The organism is Rhodococcus sp. 7Tela_A2 (genome assembly GCF_049311045.1).
Lineage (GTDB): Bacteria > Actinomycetota > Actinomycetes > Mycobacteriales > Mycobacteriaceae > Rhodococcus.
The window spans coordinates 1-23,573 of sequence record NZ_JAXION010000070.1 but is presented as its reverse complement, the minus strand read 5'-3'; the positions used below and the strand labels follow the sequence as shown (position 1 = coordinate 23,573).

29 protein-coding genes and 4 tRNA genes are annotated in these 23,573 nt (G+C 67.4%); 22 read left to right on the top strand and 11 right to left on the bottom strand.

Annotated elements, in window-relative coordinates; translation table 11 throughout:
- Positions 1-60: 60 nt before the first annotated feature.
- The 6 genes from TVH25_RS14045 to TVH25_RS14020 all read right to left on the bottom strand — a co-directional run bounded on the left by TVH25_RS14045 (position 61) and on the right by TVH25_RS14020 (position 4,594).
- The gene (locus TVH25_RS14045; protein ID WP_422424509.1) at positions 61-930 is read right to left on the bottom strand and encodes a 1,4-dihydroxy-2-naphthoate polyprenyltransferase; all 870 of its coding nucleotides are present in this window, start codon (positions 928-930) and stop codon (positions 61-63) included.
- A 63-nt stretch (positions 931-993) separates the two neighbouring features.
- Positions 994-2,142, bottom strand: a complete 1,149-nt coding sequence (gene menE, locus TVH25_RS14040) for an o-succinylbenzoate--CoA ligase (RefSeq protein ID WP_422424508.1) — start codon at positions 2,140-2,142, stop codon at positions 994-996.
- Positions 2,143-2,155: 13 nt separating this feature from the next.
- Positions 2,156-2,455 (bottom strand): DUF3349 domain-containing protein, encoded by a 300-nt coding sequence (locus TVH25_RS14035; RefSeq protein ID WP_169619460.1) that lies wholly within the window; start codon positions 2,453-2,455, stop codon positions 2,156-2,158.
- A 161-nt stretch (positions 2,456-2,616) separates the two neighbouring features.
- Positions 2,617-2,880: a hypothetical protein gene (locus TVH25_RS14030; protein ID WP_422424507.1), complete on the bottom strand. Its 264-nt coding sequence runs from the start codon at positions 2,878-2,880 to the stop codon at positions 2,617-2,619.
- The gene (locus tag TVH25_RS14025) at positions 2,877-4,058 is read right to left on the bottom strand and encodes an inorganic phosphate transporter (RefSeq protein WP_169619464.1); all 1,182 of its coding nucleotides are present in this window, start codon (positions 4,056-4,058) and stop codon (positions 2,877-2,879) included. Before TVH25_RS14025 ends, TVH25_RS14030 begins: the two co-directional genes overlap by 4 nt.
- 119 nt (positions 4,059-4,177) lie before the next feature.
- Positions 4,178-4,594: a VOC family protein gene (locus TVH25_RS14020; RefSeq protein ID WP_422424506.1), complete on the bottom strand. Its 417-nt coding sequence runs from the start codon at positions 4,592-4,594 to the stop codon at positions 4,178-4,180.
- Between the two features lie 272 nt (positions 4,595-4,866).
- On the opposite strand from TVH25_RS14020, the gene TVH25_RS14015 reads away from it, so the two are divergent.
- Positions 4,867-5,145: a DUF4193 domain-containing protein gene (locus TVH25_RS14015; RefSeq protein ID WP_422424505.1), complete on the top strand. Its 279-nt coding sequence runs from the start codon at positions 4,867-4,869 to the stop codon at positions 5,143-5,145.
- Between the two features lie 103 nt (positions 5,146-5,248).
- Here the strand turns inward: TVH25_RS14015 and TVH25_RS14010 are convergent, their stop codons facing one another.
- On the bottom strand, positions 5,249-6,142 hold the full coding sequence (locus tag TVH25_RS14010; RefSeq protein WP_169619472.1) for a 1,4-dihydroxy-2-naphthoyl-CoA synthase: 894 nt from the start codon (positions 6,140-6,142) through the stop codon (positions 5,249-5,251).
- A gap of 63 nt (positions 6,143-6,205) precedes the next feature.
- Here TVH25_RS14010 and TVH25_RS14005 point away from each other — a divergent pair, with 63 nt between their 5' ends.
- The 3 genes from TVH25_RS14005 to TVH25_RS13995 all read left to right on the top strand — a co-directional run bounded on the left by TVH25_RS14005 (position 6,206) and on the right by TVH25_RS13995 (position 8,374).
- Complete coding sequence (locus TVH25_RS14005) at positions 6,206-6,868, top strand: PaaI family thioesterase (protein ID WP_422424504.1); 663 nt, start codon at positions 6,206-6,208, stop codon at positions 6,866-6,868.
- Positions 6,865-7,848, top strand: a complete 984-nt coding sequence (locus TVH25_RS14000) for an o-succinylbenzoate synthase (protein WP_422424503.1) — start codon at positions 6,865-6,867, stop codon at positions 7,846-7,848. Before TVH25_RS14005 ends, TVH25_RS14000 begins: the two co-directional genes overlap by 4 nt.
- 85 nt (positions 7,849-7,933) lie before the next feature.
- Entirely contained in the window at positions 7,934-8,374 is a 441-nt protein-coding gene (locus TVH25_RS13995; protein ID WP_378608722.1) for a DUF6918 family protein, read from the top strand.
- A 131-nt stretch (positions 8,375-8,505) separates the two neighbouring features.
- Here the strand turns inward: TVH25_RS13995 and TVH25_RS13990 are convergent, their stop codons facing one another.
- A complete protein-coding gene (locus TVH25_RS13990) occupies positions 8,506-9,369 on the bottom strand; it encodes a siderophore-interacting protein (RefSeq protein WP_422424502.1) in 864 nt (287 codons plus the stop codon).
- A 72-nt stretch (positions 9,370-9,441) separates the two neighbouring features.
- Positions 9,442-10,032 carry a flavin reductase family protein gene (locus TVH25_RS13985; protein ID WP_296551258.1) on the bottom strand — a complete coding sequence of 197 codons (591 nt, stop codon included), beginning with the start codon at positions 10,030-10,032 and terminating at the stop codon, positions 9,442-9,444.
- Between the two features lie 106 nt (positions 10,033-10,138).
- Here TVH25_RS13985 and menD point away from each other — a divergent pair, with 106 nt between their 5' ends.
- The 3 genes from menD to TVH25_RS13970 are packed head-to-tail and all read left to right on the top strand — an operon-like array spanning position 10,139 to position 12,959.
- Positions 10,139-11,758 (top strand): 2-succinyl-5-enolpyruvyl-6-hydroxy-3-cyclohexene-1-carboxylic-acid synthase, encoded by a 1,620-nt coding sequence (gene menD / locus TVH25_RS13980; RefSeq protein WP_422424501.1) that lies wholly within the window; start codon positions 10,139-10,141, stop codon positions 11,756-11,758.
- Positions 11,755-12,207, top strand: a complete 453-nt coding sequence (locus TVH25_RS13975; RefSeq protein WP_169651258.1) for a DUF3592 domain-containing protein — start codon at positions 11,755-11,757, stop codon at positions 12,205-12,207. Before menD ends, TVH25_RS13975 begins: the two co-directional genes overlap by 4 nt.
- Positions 12,208-12,260: 53 nt before the next feature.
- The gene (locus TVH25_RS13970; RefSeq protein WP_169619483.1) at positions 12,261-12,959 is read left to right on the top strand and encodes a demethylmenaquinone methyltransferase; all 699 of its coding nucleotides are present in this window, start codon (positions 12,261-12,263) and stop codon (positions 12,957-12,959) included.
- A gap of 42 nt (positions 12,960-13,001) precedes the next feature.
- Here TVH25_RS13970 and TVH25_RS13965 read toward each other — a convergent pair whose 3' ends face one another.
- Entirely contained in the window at positions 13,002-14,273 is a 1,272-nt protein-coding gene (locus TVH25_RS13965) for a geranylgeranyl reductase family protein (RefSeq protein ID WP_422424500.1), read from the bottom strand.
- A 112-nt stretch (positions 14,274-14,385) separates the two neighbouring features.
- On the opposite strand from TVH25_RS13965, the gene TVH25_RS13960 reads away from it, so the two are divergent.
- Together TVH25_RS13960 and htpX are read left to right on the top strand one after the other, a co-directional pair.
- Positions 14,386-15,432 carry a polyprenyl synthetase family protein gene (locus tag TVH25_RS13960; protein ID WP_169619485.1) on the top strand — a complete coding sequence of 349 codons (1,047 nt, stop codon included), beginning with the start codon at positions 14,386-14,388 and terminating at the stop codon, positions 15,430-15,432.
- A gap of 108 nt (positions 15,433-15,540) precedes the next feature.
- Positions 15,541-16,404 (top strand): zinc metalloprotease HtpX, encoded by an 864-nt coding sequence (gene htpX, locus TVH25_RS13955; protein ID WP_296551253.1) that lies wholly within the window; start codon positions 15,541-15,543, stop codon positions 16,402-16,404.
- A 117-nt stretch (positions 16,405-16,521) separates the two neighbouring features.
- On the opposite strand, the gene TVH25_RS13950 is transcribed toward htpX, so the two are convergent.
- Complete coding sequence (locus tag TVH25_RS13950) at positions 16,522-17,013, bottom strand: YajQ family cyclic di-GMP-binding protein (RefSeq protein WP_169619487.1); 492 nt, start codon at positions 17,011-17,013, stop codon at positions 16,522-16,524.
- Positions 17,014-17,159: 146 nt separating this feature from the next.
- Here TVH25_RS13950 and TVH25_RS13945 point away from each other — a divergent pair.
- The 13 genes from TVH25_RS13945 to rplL all read left to right on the top strand — a co-directional run bounded on the left by TVH25_RS13945 (position 17,160) and on the right by rplL (position 23,316).
- Positions 17,160-17,245: transfer RNA gene (locus TVH25_RS13945), tRNA-Tyr, on the top strand.
- A 258-nt stretch (positions 17,246-17,503) separates the two neighbouring features.
- Positions 17,504-17,576: transfer RNA gene (locus TVH25_RS13940), tRNA-Thr, on the top strand.
- A gap of 43 nt (positions 17,577-17,619) precedes the next feature.
- Positions 17,620-17,695: transfer RNA gene (locus TVH25_RS13935), tRNA-Met, on the top strand.
- A gap of 57 nt (positions 17,696-17,752) precedes the next feature.
- Positions 17,753-17,920, top strand: coding sequence for a 50S ribosomal protein L33 (gene rpmG, locus TVH25_RS13930; RefSeq protein WP_003941903.1), 168 nt, complete (start codon positions 17,753-17,755; stop codon positions 17,918-17,920).
- A gap of 88 nt (positions 17,921-18,008) precedes the next feature.
- Positions 18,009-18,581 (top strand): (3R)-hydroxyacyl-ACP dehydratase subunit HadA, encoded by a 573-nt coding sequence (hadA, locus tag TVH25_RS13925; protein WP_169619488.1) that lies wholly within the window; start codon positions 18,009-18,011, stop codon positions 18,579-18,581.
- Complete coding sequence (gene hadB, locus TVH25_RS13920) at positions 18,568-18,993, top strand: (3R)-hydroxyacyl-ACP dehydratase subunit HadB (protein WP_169619489.1); 426 nt, start codon at positions 18,568-18,570, stop codon at positions 18,991-18,993. Before hadA ends, hadB begins: the two co-directional genes overlap by 14 nt.
- Before the next feature lie 179 nt (positions 18,994-19,172).
- A tRNA-Trp gene (locus TVH25_RS13915) sits at positions 19,173-19,245 on the top strand.
- Between the two features lie 32 nt (positions 19,246-19,277).
- Positions 19,278-19,709 carry a preprotein translocase subunit SecE gene (gene secE / locus TVH25_RS13910; protein ID WP_169619490.1) on the top strand — a complete coding sequence of 144 codons (432 nt, stop codon included), beginning with the start codon at positions 19,278-19,280 and terminating at the stop codon, positions 19,707-19,709.
- 44 nt (positions 19,710-19,753) lie between these two features.
- A complete protein-coding gene (nusG, locus tag TVH25_RS13905) occupies positions 19,754-20,569 on the top strand; it encodes a transcription termination/antitermination protein NusG (RefSeq protein WP_296550972.1) in 816 nt (271 codons plus the stop codon).
- A 63-nt stretch (positions 20,570-20,632) separates the two neighbouring features.
- The gene (gene rplK, locus TVH25_RS13900) at positions 20,633-21,067 is read left to right on the top strand and encodes a 50S ribosomal protein L11 (RefSeq protein WP_169619492.1); all 435 of its coding nucleotides are present in this window, start codon (positions 20,633-20,635) and stop codon (positions 21,065-21,067) included.
- A 124-nt stretch (positions 21,068-21,191) separates the two neighbouring features.
- On the top strand, positions 21,192-21,905 hold the full coding sequence (gene rplA, locus TVH25_RS13895) for a 50S ribosomal protein L1 (protein WP_169619493.1): 714 nt from the start codon (positions 21,192-21,194) through the stop codon (positions 21,903-21,905).
- Positions 21,906-22,290: 385 nt separating this feature from the next.
- Positions 22,291-22,818, top strand: a complete 528-nt coding sequence (gene rplJ / locus TVH25_RS13890) for a 50S ribosomal protein L10 (RefSeq protein ID WP_169619494.1) — start codon at positions 22,291-22,293, stop codon at positions 22,816-22,818.
- Between the two features lie 111 nt (positions 22,819-22,929).
- Positions 22,930-23,316 carry a 50S ribosomal protein L7/L12 gene (gene rplL / locus TVH25_RS13885; protein WP_169619495.1) on the top strand — a complete coding sequence of 129 codons (387 nt, stop codon included), beginning with the start codon at positions 22,930-22,932 and terminating at the stop codon, positions 23,314-23,316.
- Positions 23,317-23,573: the final 257 nt, after the last annotated feature.

Sequence of the window (23,573 nt, the reverse complement as noted above, 5' to 3'; positions counted from 1 at the left end):
CGCCCCCCGCGCCGCCGGGGCGGGCCCGGGCCCCCCCCCCCCCCCCCCCCCCCCCACGACTCAGCCGAAGGCCAGTGCCAGACCTGTCGCGGCCGCCCACACCAGCATCGCCAGCCCCGAGTCGCGCAGTGCCGGAACGAGAGCGAGCCCCGAGGCTCCGGACCGGACCGGCGCGTTCGCGCGCACGGCGAACGGGGCCGCGAGCAACCCGGCCGCCGCCCACGGCGTCGCCGCGACGAGCGCCACCGACAACACGAACGGCACCGTGACGAGAACGAGGTGCAGGATTCGGGTCCGGCGGTCGCCCAGACGGACGGCGAGGGTGCGTTTTCCGGTGGCGGTATCGGTCGGGATGTCGCGGAGATTGTTCGACACCAGGACGGCGCTCGAGAACGATCCGACGGCCACCGCGCACGCGAGTCCTGCCCAGTCGACGCGGCCCGCCTGCACGAATTGCGTACCCAGCACCGCAACGAGACCGAAGAACACGAACACGGCAACTTCGCCGAGACCGTTGTAGCCGTACGGGGTGCGGCCGCCGGTGTAGAACCACGCGCCCGCGATGCACAGCGCCCCGACGACGATCAGCCACCATGCACTCGTCAGCGCCAGTGCGATGCCGGCTACCGCGCCGATTCCGAAGCAGACGAACGCCGCACGTTTGACCAGTGCTGGGGCGACGAGCCCCGACCCGACGAGTCGCACCGGGCCGACACGGTCGTCGTCCGTCCCGCGCACACCGTCGGAGTAGTCGTTCGCGAAGTTGACGCCGATCACGAATGCGAGTGCCACGACGAGCGCGAGGAGCGCCTTCCACCACACCGCCTCACCGAGCGCTGCGGCCGCCCCCGTGCCTGCAAGGACGGGAGCGATCGCGTTGGGGAGTGTGCGCGGACGTGCGCCTTCGATCCAGTGACCAGCGGTTGCCATGCTTCGATCTTCGCACCTTCGCGACGCCGGTTCTCACGCCCCGTCGCGCGGCTGCGAAGGGCGCTACGAAAACCGGGCGACGAGCGCGCGACGATCGACCTTGCCCGGACCCCGCACGGGCAGCGACTCGACGACGTGCAGTTCCCGCGGCGCCGCGGTGATGTCGAGTGACGCCGCGGTGTGTGCGCGCAGTGCGTCCAGGGTGGGAACCGCACCGTCCGCGGCGACGACGATCGCGGTCACCCGCTGTCCGAGCCGCTCGTCGGGGAGACCGATGACCGCAACCTCCCGCACCGAAGGATGTTCGGTCAGCACGGCTTCGACGACCTGCGGCACGACGGTGAGCCCACCGGTCGAGATGGCCTCGTCGAGCCGGCCGAGCACCCGGAGCACTCCGCCGTCGAGCACTCCCGCGTCGTCCGTCCGGAACCATCCCGCCTCCGCGAAGGCGGGATGGTCGGGCAGCCCGCGATAGCCGGACGCGAGGGTCGCGCCGCCGAGCCAGACCCGCGAATCCTCACCGACACGCACCCGCACGCCGGGGAGAGCGACACCGTCGTACACGCAGCCGCCGCACGTCTCACTCATCCCGTACGTCCGCACGACCTTCAGTCCGGCGTCGGCTGCACGCCGCAGCACCGGCGCGGGGGCGGCGGCGCCGCCGAGCAGGATCGAGTCGAGTTCCGCGAGGGCTGCCCGCGCACCGGGATGGTCGAGAGCCTTGATCAGCTGGGTCGGAACGAGTGAGGTGTAGCGCCGCGGACCGGACATCGCCGCGACCGCCTCGGGAAGCCGCCCCGGATCGAACCCGTGCGAGACGTCGACGACGGACGGCTCGGTTTCCGACAGCACGCTGCGGAGCAGTACCTGCATGCCCGCGATGTGATGCGCGGGTAGGGCCAGCAACCACGAGCCGGGACCACCGAGGCGGTCGTAGGTCGCCTCGCCGCTCGCACGCAATGCGGCCGCGGTGAGTTGAGCGCCCTTCGGCACTCCCGTCGTGCCCGACGTGGCCACCACGAGACCGATCCGCTCGTCGATCGGATCGCCGGGCCGGAGCGCGTCGGTGAGCCGCCGGGTCTCGCGTGCGTCTCCGGCGGGAACCGGCAGCAGCGGGGGAGCGCTTCCGTCGAGAAGCCGTTGCAGAGTCGGGACAAGAGCGCGGACGGCATCCCCCGAGGGGACGGCGAGCGTGGTCAGCAGGGCGGTCATGCGCGGGAGGCGGTCACAGGTCGTGGTCCGTCCGGTCCCAGTTGCCGGTGCCCAGGTGCCGGTGCACCCGATCGATGTCGCGGTCGGACGGCATCTCGTTCGTGATCTTGGTGATGAGAACGGCGATGTCCGTCTTGTCGATCGGGAGATCCCCGTCGTCGACGAGCCTGCCGGCCACCTGATCGACCTCTTCCTCGGACAGCCGGCGGGACAGCAGCGCGAAAAGCGGCACGTAGTCCTGCTCGGGAACCCCGTCCGGGTAGCCCGCACGGAGCCACTCCACGATGGAGGTGAGGATCGGCGGAAGAATCATCTGGACCTGCTCGGCACGCGGCCGCACAGCACACGGGACCGGACACGATGTGTGAGGACCGGGTTCGAGGTCACTGCACTCCTTCCAGCCGAAACCTGCGATGCGGGAACGCGATGTCGGAAACTCGGTGTCGGAAAACGCGATGTCGGGAAAACGCGATGTCAGAAAACGTGGATACCGAAGGTGCCCGACAAGAAGTCTGCGGTCAGGAGCAGGATTCCGCAGAGTACCGCGATGGCGACGACAGCGAAACACACGACCGCTCCGGCGACGCCGAGGGGCTGCAGTGCGCTCTCGCTCGACGAACGACCCGCGTGCAGGGAGCGGACGCCGAGTGCGAAGAGCGAGGGCAGACCGGCTCCGAGGAACAAGCCGACGAGCACGACCTGCCCCAGGGAATCCAAGGTGTGGGTCAGCAGATTCACGGGCGGCCTTCCTGGACGACGGGTTCAGGGGTGGTTGCGGCGGGGACCAGCGACCCGTCCCATTCTGCCGTCACGTTGGAGGCATCGACCGGCTCCTTGCGCGACCGCAGCCACATGAAGAGCGACAGTCCGCACAGGAGGGTGAAGACGAACAGGACGCCTCCCAGGCCCCCGATCATGTGTGCGAGCGCCCAGCACAGTGCACCGACGAGCGCGGCGCTCGGAAGCGTGATCAGCCATGCGACGACCATGCGGCCGGCGACACCCCAGCGCACTTCGGCGCCCTTGGTGCCGAGTCCGGTGCCGAGGATCGAGCCGGTCGCGACGTGCGTGGTGGACAGTGGAAGCCCGAAGTGGCTCGAGGTCAGAATGATTGCCGCAGACGACGACTCCGCGGCAAGTCCCTGGGTCGGCGCGATCTCGACGAGGCCCTTGCCGAGGGTCCGGATGATGCGCCAGCCGCCGAGGTAGGTGCCCAGTGCGATGGCGACCGCGCAGGCGAACTTCACCCAGAACGGCATCTCGGTGTCCGCGGTGATGCTGCCGTGAGCGACGAGGGCCAGGAAGATCACGCCCATCGTCTTCTGGGCGTCGTTGGTGCCGTGCGCCAGCGAGAGCAGCGACGCGGTGCCGATCTGTCCCAGCCGGAATCCGCGGTCGCGACGCTCTTCGGAGATGTCGCGGGTCAGGCGGCGCATCGACCACGTGCCGACGGTGGCGACGAGGGCTGCGATGACGGGAGCGAGCAGAGCGGGCAGGAGCACCTTGCCGAGAACGCCGTCCCACACCACGCCGTTGACGCCGATGGAGGCGAGCGCCGCACCCACCAGGCCGCCGAACAGGGCGTGCGAGGAACTGGACGGAAGGCCGAACAGCCACGTCGCGATGTTCCACAGGATGCCGCCGACAAGGCCGGCGAAGACGATCAGCAGAAGGTCCTCACCGCCGACGGTACCGAGGTCGACGACGCCTTTGGCGACGGTGGCCGCGACTTCGACGGAGAGGAACGCACCGATCAGATTGAGGACCGCCGACAGTGCGACGGCCGCCTTCGGCTTCAACGCTCCGGTGGCGATGGACGTGGCCATTGCGTTGCCGGTGTCGTGGAAGCCGTTCGTGAAATCGAATGCGAGGGCAGTGACGACCACTACCAGTAGGACAACGAACTCTGCGGTCACGTCTTCCCATTCTGGGGTAGCGGACAGGGGAAAGTACAGCGACGCTCAGGTGAACGCGGACACCCTGCAAGCCTCCACGTGCAGGGAGCGGCGCCGCCGGTTCCCCGGTGTGGTGAAGATCACTGGCCGGAGTGGTTTGACCGGCCGGTAGAGGGGGTCCGGCTGTCGCGCCGGAGCGGATGATCGTCAGGGATCTGCACGAGCACGATGGGGACTCCGTCCGGATCCGCGACCCACAACTCGTGCAGGCCCCACGGCTCCTGCCGCGCTTCACGCACGATCGGCACCCCGGCGAGGGCGAGTTCGGCCTCGCACTCGTACACGTCGCGGACCTGGAGCCACAGCGCACCCTGGAACGTCTGGTCCGCATCTCCACGTCCGTGGGCGGCGATCTCGATCAGCGACTGACCGGCGAAGTAGACAGTGCCGGCGGGGTACTCCCGCGCGATCGCGAGACGGAGTTTCCCGCCGTAGAACTCCAGCGCCGCCTCGTAGTCGCGAGGCCGCAGGATCGTGCGACTGCTCAGTATCTCCACGTCGAGGCCTTCCGGTGATGGTGCTTCGTCTTCGCCGATCGGGATCGTGCGCGACCGCCTCCGCCGATCGTACGGCCGGCCCGCCGGGACCATTTGTCGGCCGCGGCCCGGAGTGTGCCCGACGGCACACCTTTCGGCGGTAACGCGGGGGGCGTGTTTGGCGAACCGACAAACGGGACATCATGTCCGGCAGGTGCAGCGCAGTGCCTACACGGCTCGGCAGAGCAAGCCGCCCGCCACGACCGTTACCGGGACGACCCAGGAGAACAGCCATGAAGACCGACTACGACGCCCCTCGCACCACCGACGTCCTCGGTGCCGAAACTGCTCTGGACGAACTTGCGCTGACGCCGACCCAGAAGGCCGACGCGGACGAGGCCGAGATCCTCGAGTCGCTGGATCTGCCCGGGGCCGACCTGTCGGGCGAAGAACTGACCGTCCGCGTCCTGCCCAAGCAGTCCGACGAGTTCACCTGCATGAGCTGCTTCCTCGTCCAGCACTACAGCCGGAAGGCTCCCGGTTCTGCGGATTACTGTCGCGACTGCGCCTGACTGCGCACCGGGCCCTGGCAACCCCCCCCCGGGGGGGGGCCCCCCCTCGCGCGTGTGTCGTCGGTAGTACCGGTTCCAGAAGCCGGATGCCGGTTGCTGGGTCTCAGTAGTACCAGGGGTACGGAGACCAGTCCGGATCGCGCTTCTCGAGGAAACTGTCGCGGCCCTCGACCGCCTCGTCCGTCATATATGCCAGGCGGGTGGCCTCGCCCGCGAACAGTTGCTGGCCGACAAGGCCGTCGTCGGAGAGGTTGAACGCGTACTTGAGCATGCGCTGTGCCTGCGGCGACTTGCCGTTGATCTTCTCGGCCCATTCCAGCGCGACGTTTTCGAGTTCGTCGTGGGCGACCACCCGGTTGACCGCGCCCATGTGATGCATGTCGTCGGCGGAGTAGGTGTCGCCGAGGAAGAAGATCTCGCGGGCGAACTTCTGGCCCACCATCTTCGCGAGATATGCGCTGCCGTAGCCGCCGTCGAAGCTACCGACGTCGGCGTCCGTCTGCTTGAAACGGGCGTGCTCGCGTGATGCCAGGGTCAGGTCGCACGTGACGTGCAGGCTGTGGCCACCGCCCGCGGCCCAGCCGTTGACGAGCGCGATCACCACCTTGGGCATGAACCGGATCAGGCGCTGCACCTCGAGGATGTGGAGGCGGCCCGCGCGGGCCTTGTCCACCGTGTCCGCGGTGTCGCCGCTCGCGTACTGGTATCCGCTGCGCCCACGGATGCGCTGGTCTCCGCCGGAGCAGAACGCCCATCCACCGTCCTTGGGGCTCGGGCCGTTGCCGGTCAGCAGCACGACGCCCACATCCGACGTCATCCGCGCGTGATCGAGTGCGCGGTAGAGCTCGTCGACGGTGTGCGGCCGGAAGGCGTTGCGCACCTCCGGCCGGTCGAACGCGACACGGACAGTGCCCTGCGTGACATGGCGGTGGTAGGTGATGTCGGTGAGGTTCTCGAACCCGGGAACCGGGCGCCACAACTGGGAATCGAAGGTCACGTCGTCACCTTAGAGCCCCGGGCCACCGTACGACGGGACGGTGGGCCGGATAACGTGCATCACATGAGCGAGCAGACCGGCGCAGGCACCGAAGAGGTCGACGGCAACGACGTAGGCGACGACTACGAGCACCACGGAGGTTTCCCCGTCTACGAGCCGGTGAAGGCGGGTCCGAACTACGGCACCTTCATCGACACGTTCCGGCGCCTGCAGGACCTCATGGTCTCCACTCACGCGCCGGACGACGTGATCGACCGGGCGATCGCACAGACCGAAGCGCTCATCGACCTCCTCGAGCCCTACGAGGTACCCGAGGGGCGGTCACCGGCCGGCTTCAACGTCGAGCTTCCCGGCCGGGGCAGTGCCCTGCTGCTGCCGTGGAAGATCGAGAAGTTCGGCGAGGACGGCGTCCGCGAGCGCGGCATGTTCCGCCGTTTTCATCTCGGGGGAAACGGCGCCGCCCACGGTGGGACGCTGCCGCTGCTGTTCGACGACCTGTTCGGCATGGTCATCCACGCCAACGGACGGCCCATCGCACGCACCGGATATCTCCACGTCAACTACCGCAAGATCACGCCGATCGAGACTGAACTGGTGGTCGACGGATGGGTCGACCGGGTAGAGGGCCGAAAGGCATTCTGCAAGGCCGAGCTGCGCGACCTCGACGGCAACCTCCTCGCCGATTCCGAGGCCCTCATGATCCAGCTTCTGCCCGGCCAGCAGTGACCGATCCGGCCCTGCCGTCCGCCGACGAGCTCCTCGCGAGCGCCGTCGTCGTGTCGCTGCCCATGCGGGTCCGCTTCCGGGGCATCACCCGGCGTGAGGTGCTGCTGGTGCGCGGGCCCGTCGGCTGGGGTGAGTTCGGGGCGTTTCCGGAATACGAAGACGACGAGGCCGCGCACTGGCTCCGTTCGGCAATCGAATCCGCATGGGTTGGTCATCCTCCGGCGATCCGGTCCGTGGTCCCGGTCAATGCGACTGTGCCCGCCGTCGATCCGGACCGCGTTCCCGAGGTGCTCGCACGGTTTCCGGGTGCGCAGACTGCCAAGGTGAAAGTCGCGGAACCGGGCCAGGATCTCGCGCAGGATCTCGCCCGTGTCCGCGCGGTCCGCGAGTCGGTGTCTCGCGTCCGGGTCGATGCCAACGGCGGCTGGACGGTCGACGAGGCCGTCACCGCACTGACCGCGCTCACCGCCGATGCGCCGCTCGAATACGCGGAACAGCCCTGCGCGACGGTGCCCGAACTGGTCGCCGTCCGGAAGCGGTTGCCCGAGGTGCGTGTCGCGGCGGACGAAAGCATCCGCAGGGCAGAGGACCCGATGCGCGTCGTGCGTGCCGGCGGCGCCGATGTCGCGGTCGTCAAGGTTGCTCCGCTCGGCGGTGTGCGCCCACTGCTTACTCTCGCCGACGAACTTGCAGGTCACGGTGTGGAAGTGGTGGTTTCGAGCGCACTCGATTCGGCGGTCGGAATGAGCGCCGGCCTCGCCGCCGCGGCCGCGCTCCCGCAACTGCCGTTCGCGTGCGGACTCGGTACGGGGGGCTTCTTCACCGCCGACGTCGCCCCGGCGCGACGCATGTCGGGAGGCTCACTTCCGGTCGGAGCGGTTGCCCCTGAAGCCGACATGCTCGACGCTGTTCGGGCCGCACCGGACCGTGCCCAGTGGTGGTTCGACCGGCTGCGACGGTGCCGGGAATTGCTCGGCTGACGCCGAGTAGGTACCCGATGAAGAGTCGTATATCGTTCCCCCAGTCCCAACAGTCACAAGTGTCACATTTACGGAGGCAGTGAAAGTGGTTGCAGCTCTGCACGATGCTCTGCTCGGACCCGAAAAGTTTCCGGCGGTCAAGGCCGACGTCGAAACTCTGATCGACGCAGAAGTGTCGGACAAGAAGGGTGCATCGGGCCTCGCCCTCAAGGGCGGCTACGCCGCAGTGAAGAAGGTCGGGCCGTCCGTCGTGCCCGGCGCGATCGAGAGCCTGCTGCCCGACTTCGTCGAGCGGCTCCAGCCGTTCTGGACCGAGTACGCCGGTGCCGGTTCGTTCGCCGATTTCCTCGTTGCTCGCGGTGACGCGGTCGCCGACGCGCTGCTCGGCGTGACCGACGAGAAGATCGCCGGGTCGTCCAAGACCGCTGTCAAGAAGGTCTACGACTCGCTGCGCCCCTCGGCCAAGAAGCACGTCATCGAGGCCCTGCCCCGTCTGGGCGACCTCGTCCAGAAGCACGCGGCCTGACAGGTCCCGATACTGCGGACCGATCCCACGAACGTGGGGCGGGGGGGGGGGGCGGGGCGGGGCCCGCGCCCCCCCCCCCCCCCCCCCCCCCACGTTCCGGTTCTGCGGGGACCCGTCAGCAGTGAACCCCGTCAGTAGACGGGCTCGCCGTATTTCCAGTAGCCCGTGAACGTCACCGACGATCTGTCCCAGCCCCGATCACGTACGAGGTGACGCCGCACCCCGGTGGCGAGATCGGATTCACCGGCCACGAACGCGCAGGCCGGACCCGTCGGTAAGGTCGCGGCGCGCACCGCCTCGACCGCGAGTACACCCGGCCGTGCCGTGGGATCGGTCCGGATGAGGGGGCGCACCCGCACGTTCGGGCCGGTCCCGAGGTGCTGCGCCGCGAGATCGTCCGGATGGGGAACCTCGGCGAACACGTCCACCGCGGCCGCCGGATCGCGGGAGAGGACGGACTCGAGGATGCCCGCGACCGCCGGCAGAGCGCTCTCGTCGGCCACGAGCAACTGCCAGTGCGCGCTCGCGTCGGGGACGTAGCCGATTCCTTCGTCGAGCACACCGATTTCTTCACCGGCCGAGACGGTGTTCGCCCACGCCGACGCCGGTCCGAGGTCTCCGTGCGACGCGAAGTCGATGTCGATTTCCGCCGTGTCGCCGTACGATCCGGCGCCGGCCGCGCGGAACCGGCGGAAGGTGTAGTTCCGCAGCACGGGCCGCTCGTCGTCCGGGATCACCTGGTATTCGGGCCACCACCGGTCGTCCGTCGCCGAGGGCAGCGTGAATCCGCGCCGGCCGGGGACGGGAAAGAACATCCGGAACCAATGGTCGAAGCCCATCGGACCGATGGTCGACACCGCATCGCCGCCGATGGTGACCCGGACGAACGTCGGACTGATCCGTGCGGTGGCGAGCACGCGAGCGCGCACGATCTCGCGTGTCGCGGGTTTGACGAACTTCGGCGCCTTGCGCGCTGCCCTGGTGCGTTCGGCCATGACCACCCTTCCGGAGCCGCCCCCTACTGAGCCGACCCTAACCTGCGGGGGCGGTGTCCGGTGACGCAGGGCTCAGCAGGTAGGGCGCTCGAGGGACCGAACCTGCGGCGTCAATCCCCACTCGGTGCGTCCCAGCCTGCTCGCGGGCGCGAGCGCCGCGAAGTCCGGCGCTCCGTCTTCGGCCAGCACGTCGCGCCGAACCGTCACCGCGACCACATCGCCCATGACCACGAACGAATCGCCCACCTCGATCACCCGGCGCAACGTGCACTCGATCGACGCGGGCGATTGCGCGACGCGGGGAGGGCGCACCCGCTCGCTCGGCTCCGCCCGCAACCCGACTTCCGTGAACTCGTCGACCTCGTGCGGAAAATTCGCAGAGGAGGCGTTGACCTGCTCCATCAGCGGAACCGTCGCGACGTTCACCACGAATTCGCCCGTCTCCTCGATGTTGCGAAGACTGTCCTTGCGGCCCACCGAGGTGAACTGCACGACCGGTGGCGCCGTGCTCGCGACCGTGAAGAAGCTGTAGGGAGCCACGTTGGCGACCCCGTCGCCCGACACGGTCGAGACCCACGCGATGGGACGGGGCACGATCGTGGCGGTGAGCAGCCCGTAGAAACGTCCGGGACTCAGATCGGCGGGATCGAAGACGGTGCGCATCCCCCCATTGTGGTGGTTGCCGGGCGGTGGATCGCTGCCCGGCCGCAACCCGGCGCGGCGCGGGGGAGAACCCGGGCACCTGCCGCCCCGCACTACCCTGGACGTCGTGAACCCGTCCACAGCCCAGGCCACCGCAGTCGTCGACGAACTCGCTCGAGGTGGGGTGCGGGATGTCGTGCTGTGCCCGGGCTCGCGCAATGCCCCGCTCGCGTTCGCGTTGCAGGCGGCAGATGCTGCCGGGCGGCTTCGTCTGCACATGCGCATCGACGAACGGACCGCCGGCTTTCTCGCGATCGGCCTGGCCCTGTCGTCGAAGCGGCCCGTGCCCGTGGTGATGACATCCGGGACAGCGGTGGCGAACCTTGCCCCGGCGGTCCTCGAGGCGAACTATGCGCGCGTGCCGCTCGTCGTTCTGAGCGCCAATCGCCCCTACGAACTGCTCGGATCGGGTGCGAACCAGACCGTCGAGCAACTCGGCCTGTTCGGTACGCAGGTCCGCGCGACCATCAGCCTGGGATTGGCGGAGAGCGCCGACCAGAACAGCGCGTGGCGATCGGCGGTCAGCCGTGTGCTGGCGGCAGCGCGCGGCACCCGGTCGGGGAACGCCGGTCCCGTGCACTTCGACATTCCGCTGCGTGAACCCCTCGTTCCTGCGGCGGACCAGAAGGGATCCGCCCCCGAAGGTCGTCCGGACGGGGCAGCGTGGACCACCACCGCCAACGCGACACTGGACGTACCGGTCGAGATCGACCTCACGCCGGACACGGTCGTCATCTCCGGGCACGGCTCCGCGCTGCGGCCCGAACTCGCGGGCCTGCCCACCGTCGCCGAACCGACCGCGCCGCTGCACGGCGTACCGCTGCACCCGATGGCGCTGCCACATCTGAAGCCGCGGCAGGCAATCATCACGGGCCGGCCGACCCTGCACCGTCCCGTGTCGAACCTGCTGGCAGACCCGGCGGTGGCGGTCTACGCCCTCACCACCGGTCCGCGCTGGCCCGATGTGTCCGGCAACGTTCTCGCGACCGGCACCCGCGCGGTGATCTCCGGACAGCCGGACGAGGCATGGCTCGAGCGGTGCCGGCAGCTTTCCGCGCACACCGACAAAGCCGTGCGTGCGCAGTTGGATTCCCACCCGAAAGCCACCGGACTGCACGTCGCCGCAGTCGTCACCGACGCGATGCGCGACGGAGACCAGTTGCTGCTCGGGGCTTCCAACCCCGTGCGCGACGCGGCGCTGGTCAGTTACCCGAAACCCGGCGTGAGTGTGTTGTCCAACCGGGGCGTCGCCGGTATCGACGGGACGGTCTCGACGGCGGTCGGCGCCGCGCTCGCCTATACCGCCGGCCGCACCGTCGCGCTGCTCGGCGACCTCACGTTCCTGCACGACGCGGCCGGACTGCTCATCGGACCTTCGGAGCCGCGCCCGCGCAACCTCACGATCGTCGTCGCGAACGACGACGGCGGCGGCATCTTCGAACTGCTCGAACAGGGCGACCCGCAGTATGCAGGCGTCTTCGAGCGAGTCTTCGGCACGCCGCACGGAATGGACCTCGGGGCGTTGTGCGCCGCGTACCGCGTTCCGCACGAGAGTGTGGACCTGCAGGGCCTGGCGGCCGCCCTCGCCGACACCGCTCCGCCGTCCGGGGGGATCCGGGTCGTCGAGGTGACCACCGACCGGGCGGGACTGCGTGAACTCCATGCGGCGGTGCGGGCTCAGCTGTGACCGGAACCGAACGCGCGCGACGCATCGTCCTCATCGTCGCCATCGCGCTGTCCGCATTGGCGGTCGCCCTGTTTCTCGGTGCTCTGCGCAACGACCGGACCATCGAGAGCGACATGGGCACCGCAACCGCCGAGGTGTTGTCGGCCGGGTCGCTCCGGTCCGCGGTCGCTTTCGTCACGCCCGACGGCGTCACACACAACCCCGAACTCGGCGTGCTGTACCCGACGGGTCTTGCCACCGGCCAGCGCATCGCCGTCGAGTACGCGCGCAGTGATCCCGACCTGGTGAGGGTCACCGGACGCGATGCCCGGGTGGCACTGATCCCCACCGGTTCGGTGATTGTGGTCACGTGGCTGATCGCGGTGCCGGTCCTCGTCTACCTGCGGCGCCGTGAGGCCGCGGACACCGATCCCTCCGTGGCCGAGGGCGCGGCACGCGCGATGTCCTGACGACGAGGTCCTCCTCAGGGTTCGCGGGCCCGTCGCCGGGTAACGTTTCGGCCGTGGCAAAAACTCACGGATCGCGCGCGTCCCTCGACAAGGATCCGCGCGAGGTCGCGTCCATGTTCGACGGTGTCGCGGCGCGCTACGACCTGACCAATACCGTTCTGTCGTTCGGCCAGGACCGCGGATGGCGCCGTGCGACGCGTGCCGCGCTGGACCTGAAGCCCGGCGAGCGGGTTCTCGATCTCGCGGCCGGCACCGGCGTCTCGACGGTCGAACTCGGCCGCTCCGGAGCGTGGGTGGTGGCCACCGACTTCTCCACCGGCATGCTGAACGCCGGTGCGTTCCGCCAGGTACCCATGGTCGCGGGCGACGCGATGCGGTTGCCGTTCGCCGACGCCGTCTTCGACGCCGCGACGATTTCCTTCGGCCTGCGCAACGTCGCCGATCCCGATGCCGGCCTCCGCGAGATCGCGCGGGTCGTCAAGCCCGGCGGGCGGTTGGTGGTGTGCGAATTCTCCACTCCCGTGCGGGAACCGCTGCGCACGGTCTACATGGAATACCTGATGCGTGCGCTTCCGCGGGTCGCGCGCGCCGTGAGCAGCAACCCCGACGCGTACGTGTACCTGGCCGAGTCGATCCGGGCATGGCCGACGCAGGAACAACTCGCCGTGCGTATCGGAGAGGCAGGCTGGCGCGACGTGAAGTGGCGGAATCTGACGGGCGGGATCGCGGCGCTGCACAGCGCGGTGCGCTAGGTCGGCACAGCGCGGTGCGCTGGATCGGTACAGCGCGGTGCGTCAGGCGAACAACGGCCGGCGGTCCCAGCGCATGGACGCACGTCCGCTCGCCCGCCACGCCCGTGCCACGACATCGGTGTCCTCGTCGGTCACCAGATTTCCCATCACGCGCACCGCGACATTCATCATCGCCCGTGACCGCATCGCGACCGGCCCGGTCGTCGGCAGGAACTTCGGCACGGTGAGCAGCCCGGCGAGCCTCCGTGCGGTCGAGAACGCGGCTCCGTAATGCGCGCGCAGCAATGCGGGCCACTCGCCTGTCAGATCGTCCCGGTCGAGGATCTCTGCGAGCAGGCGCCCGCCCTCGAGTCCGTAGTCGATGCCTTCTCCGTTGAGGGGATTGACGCAGGCGGCTGCGTCGCCGACAAGCGCCCAGTTGACGCCGGCCACTCCGGACACCGCACCACCCATGGGAAGTAGCGCCGACGCGACCCTGGTCACGGGGCCCAGTCCCCACTCCGCACGACGCTTGTCCGCGTACAGGTCGATCAACGGCCGCAACGATCCCCGCGCGGGCCGCGCGGCCGTGGCGAGCGTGCCCACGCCGATGTTGACCTCGCCGGTTCCGAGTGGGAACACCCAGCCGTAACCCGGTTGCAGGGTTCCCGCATCGTCACGCAACTCGAGGTGCGAGGTGATCCACGGATCGTCGCTCCGGGTCGATGTCGCATAGGCGCGCGCGGCCACGCCGTACGCGGTGTCGCGGTGCCAGCGGCGCCCGAGGACCTTGCCGAGCGGCGAGCGCACGCCGTCGGCGACGACGAGCCGCCGGCACGACACGGTGCGCGGACCGTCCTCGGTGCGGAGGAGTACGGAGGTCACCCGGTCACCGTCACGCTCGACGTCGACGGCCTTGGCACCTTCGACCATCCGGGCACCGGAGTCGAGGGCGACCCGGCGGATCCGGTCGTCCAACTCGGTGCGGGGCACGGCGCTACCCATCGAGGGGAACGAGGAGTCCGGCCACGGCAACTCGAACCGGCCGCCGAACCCTTCGAGGCGCAAGCCGCGGTTGACGGTGTGGGTACGCAACCAGTCGCCCAGGCCGAGACGGTCCAGTTCCGCGACCGCGCGCGGGGTGAGCCCGTCGCCGCAGGTCTTGTCTCGCGGGAACGTCGCGGCGTCGACCAACAGCACGTCGTGCCCGGCGCGGGCTGCCCATGCCGCAGCCGACGAACCGGCGGGACCGGCACCGACGACGAGAACATCGGTACTGTCGGGAACGCAGGACCGGGATTGCCGCGGCTCTGTCGCGGAGTTTTCGCCCACCACGTGTCCATCCTCTCAGGCACGACTTTCTCGCCTCGACGAGGTGGTGTGGTGGTGGAGCGGCTAGGTTCACTACCGTGAGGCCGAGGCGACAGAAGAGGATGGGTACGTCATCGTGAGCACTGAGGGGGCGGCTCGGACCGCCGGTCCGGCCGACGCGGTATCGAGCACCGTCGTTGCTGGTGTGGAACTCGGCGACCCGGGTCTCGCGACCAGCGTGCGCGACGGGCTCGCGAGCGTCGAGGCACTGCTCGTCCAGGAGTTGTCGGACGGTGAAGACTTCCTGACGGAGGCGGCACTGCACCTCGCGAAGGCGGGCGGCAAGCGATTCCGGCCGCTGTTCACGATCCTGACCGCGCAACTCGGCCCCAACCCCGCCGATCCGTCGGTCGTGACGGCAGCGACGGTGGTCGAACTCGTCCACCTCGCGACCCTCTACCACGACGACGTGATGGACGAGGCGACGATGCGGCGGGGCGCTCCGAGCGCGAACGTGCGCTGGAACAACAGCGTCGCCATCCTCGCCGGCGACTACCTGTTCGCCCACGCGTCTCGGCTGGTGTCCACACTCGGCCCGTCGGCGGTGCAGATCATCGCCGAGACGTTCGCCGAACTCGTGACGGGGCAGATGCGCGAAACCATCGGTGCCCGTGAGCAGCAGGACCCGGTCGAGCACTACCTGCGGGTGGTGTGGGAGAAGACCGGTTCGCTGATCGCGGCGAGCGGCCGATTCGGCGGCACCTTCTCCGGGGGCGACGAAGAGCACGTCGCACGGCTCGAGAGGCTCGGCGACGCCGTCGGTACCGCCTTCCAGATCGTCGACGACATCATCGACATCGCGTCGGTCACGTCCGAATCGGGCAAGACACCCGGAACCGATCTTCGTGAGGGCGTACACACGTTGCCGGTGCTCTACGCGCTGCGCGAGACCGGACCGGACGCGGACCGGTTGCGGGAGCTGCTCGTCGGTCCGATCGACGACGAGGCACACGTCGAGGAGGCCCTCGAACTTCTCGTCCGGTCGCCCGGCATGGAGGCGGCCAAGCACACCCTCGACACGTATGCGCGGCGGGCGCACGCCGAGCTCGAGGCGCTGCCTCAGGGTCCCGCCAACGAGGCGCTGCGGCACCTCGTCGACTTCACGATCGCCCGGGTGGGCTGACCTCCTCCGACCTGTCCCGGGGGAACCGGGAAGCTCTGCCGTTCGTTGATCGGGCGAATGGACCACCACCGTGCGAACCACAGACGCGGGGTGGGGGAGGAGCGTGACGTGCACGGGTATGCGAACCGTCTCAAGACGGCCGGGTTGCTGGTGGGAATGTCGGCGCTGATCGTCTTCGTCGGCGCCTTGTTCCAGAACTCGACGATCCTGGTGATCTCGGTGGTGCTGGCGGTCGGTGTGAACGGGTACGCGTACTTCAACAGCGACAAGCTCGCGTTGCGGTCGATGCACGCGCAGCCGATCACCGAGGTCCAGGCACCGGTGATCTACCGCATCGTGCGTGAGCTGGCGACGGCGGCGCATCAACCGATGCCGCGGTTGTATGTCAGTCCCACCAACGCGCCCAACGCGTTCGCCACCGGCAGGAATCCACGTAACGCCGCGGTGTGCTGCACCAGCGGGATCCTCGACATTCTCGACGAGCGCGAACTACGCGCGGTCCTCGGTCACGAGTTGTCGCACGTCTACAACCGCGACATCCTGATCTCGTCCGTCGCCGGCGCCATGGCCGCAGTCATCTCCGGCCTTGCCAACTTCGCGTTCTTCGCGGGCGCGTTCGGTGGCGGCCGGGAGGGCGGCGCCAATCCGATCGCGCTGTTGCTCGTCTCGTTGCTCGGCCCCATTGCCGCGTCGGTGGTCAGACTGGCGGTCTCGCGCTCACGTGAGTACCAGGCAGACCAGTCCGGCGCCGAGCTGACGGGCGATCCCCTGGCGCTGGCGTCGGCGCTACGCAAGCTCGAGCGCGGCACCCAGGCCGCACCGTTGCCGCCGGAGCCGCAACTCGCGGCTCAGTCGCACCTGATGATCGCCAATCCGTTCCGGGCCGGCGACAAGATGAGCAGGCTGTTCTCCACCCATCCGCCCATGGAGGAGCGCATCGCGCGGCTGGAGCGCATGGCCGGCCTGCGGTAGGCGACCCCCGCGTAGTTCCGGGGAAGTGCCCGCAGAGGCCTCAGGGCCCGGAAACCGCGGGAGCGACACCGCCCGCGCAGGGAAGCGCGGGACGGGTGTCGGTGTGGCCGCGTCGCTCTAGCGGTAGTTGACGAACTGCAGCGCCACGTCGAGGTCGGCGTTCTTGAGCAGCGCGATGATGGCCTGAAGGTCGTCACGCTTCTTGCTGCTCACACGCAGCTCTTCGCCCTGGATCTGTGCCTTCACGCCCTTGGGGCCTTCGTCACGGATGAGCTTCGTGATCTTCTTCGCATTCTCCTGGCTGATGCCTTGGACGAGAGTGCCGGTGAGCTTGTAGACCTTGCCCGACTGGGTCGGTTCTCCGGTCTCGAGCGACTTGAGGGACAGGTCCCGCCGGATCAGCTTCTCCTTGAACACGTCGAGCGCCGCCTTGACGCGGTCCTCGGTGTCGGCGGTGATCACGATGCTTTCTTCGCCGGACCATTCGATGCTCGCGCCGGTATTGCGGAAGTCGAAGCGGTTCGCGATCTCCTTCGCCGCCTGGTTCAGGGCGTTGTCCACTTCCTGACGGTCGACCTTGCTCACCACATCGAACGACGAATCAGCCACGTCTGTCTCCACTTCGGTCGGTCTGTACGGGGTTGTCATGCCGACGCTATCCGGTCGATCGGCGCCCGTAACCACCCGGTTTGCATTTCGGGGGGGTATGCGTTGTATTCTTCCAACGCATCAGGGACACGGTCCCGAGAGCACCCGGCAGGTTGCCCGAGCGGCCAATGGGAGCGGACTGTAAATCCGTCGGCTTATGCCTACGTAGGTTCGAATCCTACACCTGCCACCACACAGCCCCGGTTCTTCGGAACCGGGGCTGTCGTGTTCTCGGGGGGTAGTTTCCCGGGCTGCCGCGTCACACGGTCCGGCAGCTGTCGGGCACGTTGCCGGCAACGCTGTCGGGCCGATCGGAGCGCGCGGCGGCCGGCAGGTCCTGCGCGACGCTCGAGCGTCGCTTTTGGTGCCACTACCTGCTGATTTTGTGCTGACGGCGAGTGTGTGTAATCTTTTGGAGGCCGCAGCGAGCAGAGATGCTCCACGTGGCCGCGCCCCCTTAGCTCAGTCGGCAGAGCGTTTCCATGGTAAGGAAAAGGTCGACGGTTCGATTCCGTCAGGGGGCTCGCTGGATTGTGTGCCTTGATTCCGCGCGGCACATGACACCGAGGCGGTGTAGCTCAGTTGGTAGAGCAAACGACTCATAATCGTTGTGTCGCCGGTTCAAGTCCGGCCATCGCTACCAGAGTTGAATGAACCACCTGATCGATCATGATCAGATTTAACCGAAAGAAGGCATCCCGTGGCCTCCTCTACAGACGTCCGGCCGAAGATCACCTTGGCCTGCGAGGTGTGCAAGCACCGCAACTACATCACCAAGAAGAACCGTCGCAACGACCCCGATCGGCTCGAACTGAAGAAGTTCTGCCCGAACTGCGGTACGCACCAGTCGCACCGCGAGTCGAAGTAGCCTATCTGATCGACGTCGACGCGTAAGGTCTCCGCAATACCGACCGCGCCTGTTGGCGTCCTGGGCGGAATTGCGGAGGTTTTTGCGTATGACAGACGCACTCGTATCCGAAGACTCTGTGGACGTGACCGAACAGGCCGGGATCCAGTTCGATGTCGCCGCGCATGCGAAGTCCATGGTCGGACACCATTACCGTGTGGACGACTTCTACGAAGTCGGCCGCGAGAAGATTCGTGAGTACGCCCGTGCGGTGCTCGACGGACATCCCGCGCACCACGACGAGGACGCAGCCAAAGGCCTCGGATACGACGGCCTGATCGCTCCGCTCACGTTCATCTCGATCGTCGGCATGATCGCGCAGCGCAAGCTGTTCGAGGAAGTCGTCACGGGTTACGACCTGAGTCAGATCATGCAGACCGATCAGCGTCTCGTGTTCCACCGGCCGATCCAGGCAGGCGATCGTCTGTTCTGTGACGTGTACCTGGAGGAATTCCGTCAGGCAGCCGGCAGCGACATCATCACCACGAAGAACCTCATCACGGATCAGTTCGACAATCTCGTGCTGACCTCGTGGACCACATTGGTGGGCCGTACCGGCGGCGAGGTCGACGCCAACATCGCGCACGCGGTCAAGGATGTGATGATGCATGAGCCTTCGTAGCTTCGAAGACGTCGTGGTCGGGGACGAGCTTCCCACCAAGACGGTGACGCTCACGCGCGGAAATCTCGTCAACTATGCCGGTGTGTCGGGTGATCCCAACCCGATTCACTGGAGCGACAAGGTCGCCGAACTTGCCGGCTTGCGCGGCGTCGTCGGTCACGGCATGCTCTCCATGGGCATCGGGGCCGGCTATGTCACGGAGTGGCTGGGAGACCCCGGTGCGGTGAAGGAATACAACGTTCGTTTCACCAGCCCGGTATACGTGGAGGCCGATGAGGCCGCCGCAATCGAGTTCAACGGCAAGATCAAGTCGTTGGACCCGGAAAGCAAGACAGCAGTGGTCGCGATCGTGGCGAAGTCGGAAGGTCGTAAGATCTTCGGCCGGGCCACGGCAACGGTTCGCTTGGCCTGACGGCCGGGCGGATTGGGTTTGTCCCGGGGCAATGCAGTACACTAAAGCTTCTGGGATCGTATAGCGCAGCGCGCTGCTCTTCGGTGCTCGTTCAAAGCCGATGGGGTAGCGCGCGTGTCATGTGATCGCAGACGGGTCGATCGACAAGGTGCTCGTTCGAGACACCGATGATCGACCAAAGGGGCGTAGCTCAATTGGCAGAGCAGCGGTCTCCAAAACCGCAGGTTGCAGGTTCAAGTCCTGTCGCCCCTGCCCCCGGACTGCCAGCGACCGAGAGGAACGATGTGAGCGAGGAGCGCGGTAAGCGCCTCAGCGACACCGGAGGGTTCACCCCCCGCGACGCTGGACCGGCAACCGGCGCAACCCCCGACGATTCCTCTGCGGTAGCGAGGCCGAGCGGCAAGCGTGTCGCCCGCTCGTCCGATGGTGGACGAGTTTCCGTCGCCAAGGATTCCGATCCGGCAGGTTCGCGCCGTGCCAGGTCTGCCGTCGCGACCGGTGACGTCTCCGGGGACAAGAAGCCCGAGAACATCTTCAAGCGCCTGCGTCGCTACTTCCGTGAGGTCATCGCCGAGCTCCGCAAGGTGATCTGGCCGAATCGCAAGCAGCTGACCACCTACACGATCGTCGTGGTGGTGTTCGTGGCTGTGATGACGGCGTTCATCTTCGGCTTGGATCTGGCGTTCGTGCAGGGCGTCAGCTGGTTGTTCGGCTAGCGCTCGCGCGCCTGCAAATTTGATCGACGAGAGGAAAAGTGCCGGTGAGCACCCCCGAGAACGACTCCTACGAGGCTTCGGCCGAAGAGCACGTTTCGGACGAGGTTTTCGTTGACGACGCGGCGACCGCCGAGGCCGTCGATGCCGACGCGACGCCCGAGAACGTCGATGACCTTGCCCCTGCCGGTGAGGATGCCGACGCATCTGCCGAAGGTGGCGAGCCCGAAGCCGAGGTCGAGGTCGATCCCGCCGAGGCTCTGGAGAAGCAGCTTCGCCTCGAAGCCGGTGACTGGTATGTGATCCACTCGTACGCCGGTTACGAGAACAAGGTGAAGGCCAACCTCGAGACCCGCGTGCAGAACCTGGACCTGGGCGAGTACATCTTCCAGGTCGAGGTGCCCACGGAAGAGGTCACCGAGATCAAGAACGGGCAGCGCAAGCTGGTCAACCGCAAGGTCCTGCCCGGTTACATCCTGGTTCGCATGGAGCTGAACGACGAGTCGTGGGGCGCCGTGCGCAACACGCCCGGCGTGACCGGCTTCGTCGGTGCGACCTCCCGTCCGTCGCCGCTGACGATCAAGGAGGTTGTGAAGTTCCTCCTCCCGCAGCAGGCGAAGAAGAAGCCTGCGGCCGGAACGTCGGCCGCCGGCGAGCAGTCGGCCGCCGCGTCGTCGAAGCCCACCATCGAGGTGGACTTCGAGGTCGGGGAGTCCGTGACCGTGATGGACGGTCCGTTCGCTACGCTGCCCGCGTCCATCAGCGAAGTAAATGCCGAGCAGCAGAAGCTCAAGGTCCTGGTGTCGATCTTCGGTCGTGAGACCCCCGTGGAGTTGTCCTTCACGCAGGTTTCGAAGATCTGACGCACGAAAGCTTGCAGTAGCAATACGCAAGAACCACACCGAGCAAGAAACTTAGGAATAGAGATGCCCCCCAAGAAGAAGAAGATCGCCGGGCTCATCAAGCTCCAGATCCAGGCCGGCGCGGCCAATCCGGCGCCTCCGGTCGGCCCCGCGCTGGGTCAGCACGGCGTCAACATCATGGAGTTCTGCAAGGCGTACAACGCAGCGACCGAGTCGCAGCGCGGCAACGTCGTGCCGGTCGAGATCACGGTCTACGAAGACCGCTCGTTCGACTTCAAGCTGAAGACGCCTCCGGCTGCCAAGCTGCTGCTCAAGGCAGCGGGCGTGCAGAAGGGCTCCGGCGAGCCGCACAAGACCAAGGTCGCCACGGTGACCATGGATCAGGTGCGCGAGATCGCCAAGACCAAGCAGGAAGACCTGAACGCCAACGACGTCGAGGCCGCCGCGAAGATCATCGCCGGCACCGCGCGTTCGATGGGCATCACGGTCGAGGGCTGAGAATCCCTCACCGGTCGGAAGGGACACGTTCCCGTCCGGCTGCAGCACCACCACGTGGGAGGGCCGGCCAGGTCCGCAACCACTCCCGAACCATTCACCGCAGGGTGAGAAGTTAGGAAAGAACATGGCAAAGCGCAGCAAGGCATACCTCGCCGCCGCCGAGAAGATCGATTCCGACAAGCTCTACAGCCCCCTCGCAGCCGCAAAGCTCGCGCAGGAGACAGGCTCGAAGAACAGCGACAGCACGGTCGAGGTCGCAATGCGCCTCGGCGTCGACCCCCGCAAGGCCGATCAGATGGTCCGCGGCACGGTCAACCTGCCCCACGGCACGGGTAAGACCGCTCGCGTCATCGTCTTCGCCGTCGGCGAGAAGGCTGCCGAGGCAGAGGCCGCAGGCGCCGACGTCGTCGGTGCAGAGGACCTGATCGAGCGGATTCAGGGTGGCTGGCTGGACTTCGACGCCGCGATCGCGACGCCGGACCAGATGGCCAAGGTCGGTCGTATCGCGCGTGTCCTCGGCCCGCGTGGCCTCATGCCGAACCCGAAGACCGGCACGGTCACGCCGGACGTCGCGAAGGCTGTCACGGACATCAAGGGCGGCAAGATCAACTTCCGCGTCGACAAGAACGCCAACCTTCACTTCGTGATCGGTAAGGCATCCTTCGGCGACACCAAGCTGGTCGAGAACTACGCGGCTGCCCTCGACGAGGTGCTCCGTGTGAAGCCCTCGAGCGCGAAGGGCCGCTACATCAAGAAGATCACGATCGCTACGACCACCGGACCGGGCATCCCGGTGGATCCGCAGCGCACGCGTAACCTTCTCGAGACTGCAGAGTAGATCGCTCGTTCACGCGAGTACGCACTCCGAACGGCCGGCACAGGATCCCTGTGCCGGCCGTTTTGCGTTCTACCGGCGTGTTCCGCTACAGTAGCTGGGTAGTTCGGCATTGTGCCGATCTCCACCCCGATCATGTTCTACCAAAGACCGTTGGTCACCGAGGTTGCTTGCAGCATCGGTTGAAGGTCCGGATTCATCCGGCGGCCCACGCAGGAGGACGAGGTTAGGGGAGTTGCGAAACGATCGCGTCCGTGCGGTTCTGATCCCTCTCTCACGCCCCGTGTGCCCTGCGCCGGGGCGTTTGTCGTTCCCGGCCCGACGGTTCCCGGTGGGACGTCCCATTCGGGACACCGGGAAAACGACTGTTACTGAGAGGAGGCGAAGTATGGCAAAGCCCGAGAAGGTTTCCGCAGTTGCGGAGATCACCGAGCAGTTCAAGAGCTCGACGGCCGCCGTGATCACGGAATACCGTGGTCTTTCGGTGGGAAGTCTGACTGAGCTGCGTCGCGCTCTCGGAGAGGGTGCTACCTACTCCGTCGCCAAGAACACCCTGGTCAAGCGTGCCGCCGCAGAGGCGGGCGTCGAGGGTCTCGACGATCTGTTCGTCGGTCCGACCGCCATCGCGTTCGTCAAGGGCGAGCCGGTGGACGCAGCGAAGGCTCTCAAGGCCTTCGCTAAGGACAACAAGGCACTCGTCATCAAGGGCGGGTACATGGACGGCGGCATGCTGTCTGTGGACCAGGTCAACCAGATCGCGGACCTCGAGTCCCGCGAGGTGCTGTTGGCCAAGCTCGCCGGCGCGATGAAGGGCAACTTGGCAAAGGCCGCGAGCCTGTTCAATGCTCCCGCTTCGCAGGTGGCTCGCCTTGCGGCCGCCCTGCAGGAGAAGAAGGAAGCCGAAGAGGCAGCCTGACGCTGATCCGCATCACCGCGTATCGCTGAACAAATCCACGCACGCTCCGGCGTGCACCATCCCATCCGGTCGCGGATCAGCGACATGGGACTTACAGGAAGGACCGCCATCATGGCGAAGCTCACCACCGAAGAGCTGCTCGACGCGTTCAAGGAACTGACCCTGCTCGAGCTCTCGGAGTTCGTGAAGGCATTCGAGGAGACCTTCGAGGTCACCGCTGCTGCTCCGGTCGCCGTTGCCGCTGCCGGCGCTCCGGCCGCTGCTGCCGAGGCTGCTGAAGAGCAGGACGAGTTCGACGTCATCCTCGAAGGTGCCGGCGAGAAGAAGATCCAGGTCATCAAGGTCGTTCGCGAGATCGTCTCCGGCCTGGGCCTGAAGGAAGCCAAGGACCTCGTCGAGGGTGCTCCGAAGCCGATCCTGGAGAAGGTTGCCAAGGACGCTGCAGAGGCTGCCAAGGCGAAGCTCGAGGATGCCGGCGCCAAGGTTTCCGTCAAGTAAGACGGTTTCCCTCGCGCGGGCGGGACGGTCTCCGTCCCTCTCGTGCGGCGTTACTCCGAAGAGCCCCCCCCCCCGCGGGTTTGTGGGGGGGGGGGGGTTGTGGTTTTTGGGGGGGGGGGGGGGCGCCCCCCCCCCCCGCCCGCCCCGCCCCCCCCCCCCGCCCGCCGGGGGGGGGCCAGGGCCTCGAGTTCCGGACCCGTGGGGGTCAGAGTGCATCCGTTCCTCGTTCTCCGGTACGAACTCGGACCACCGACTCG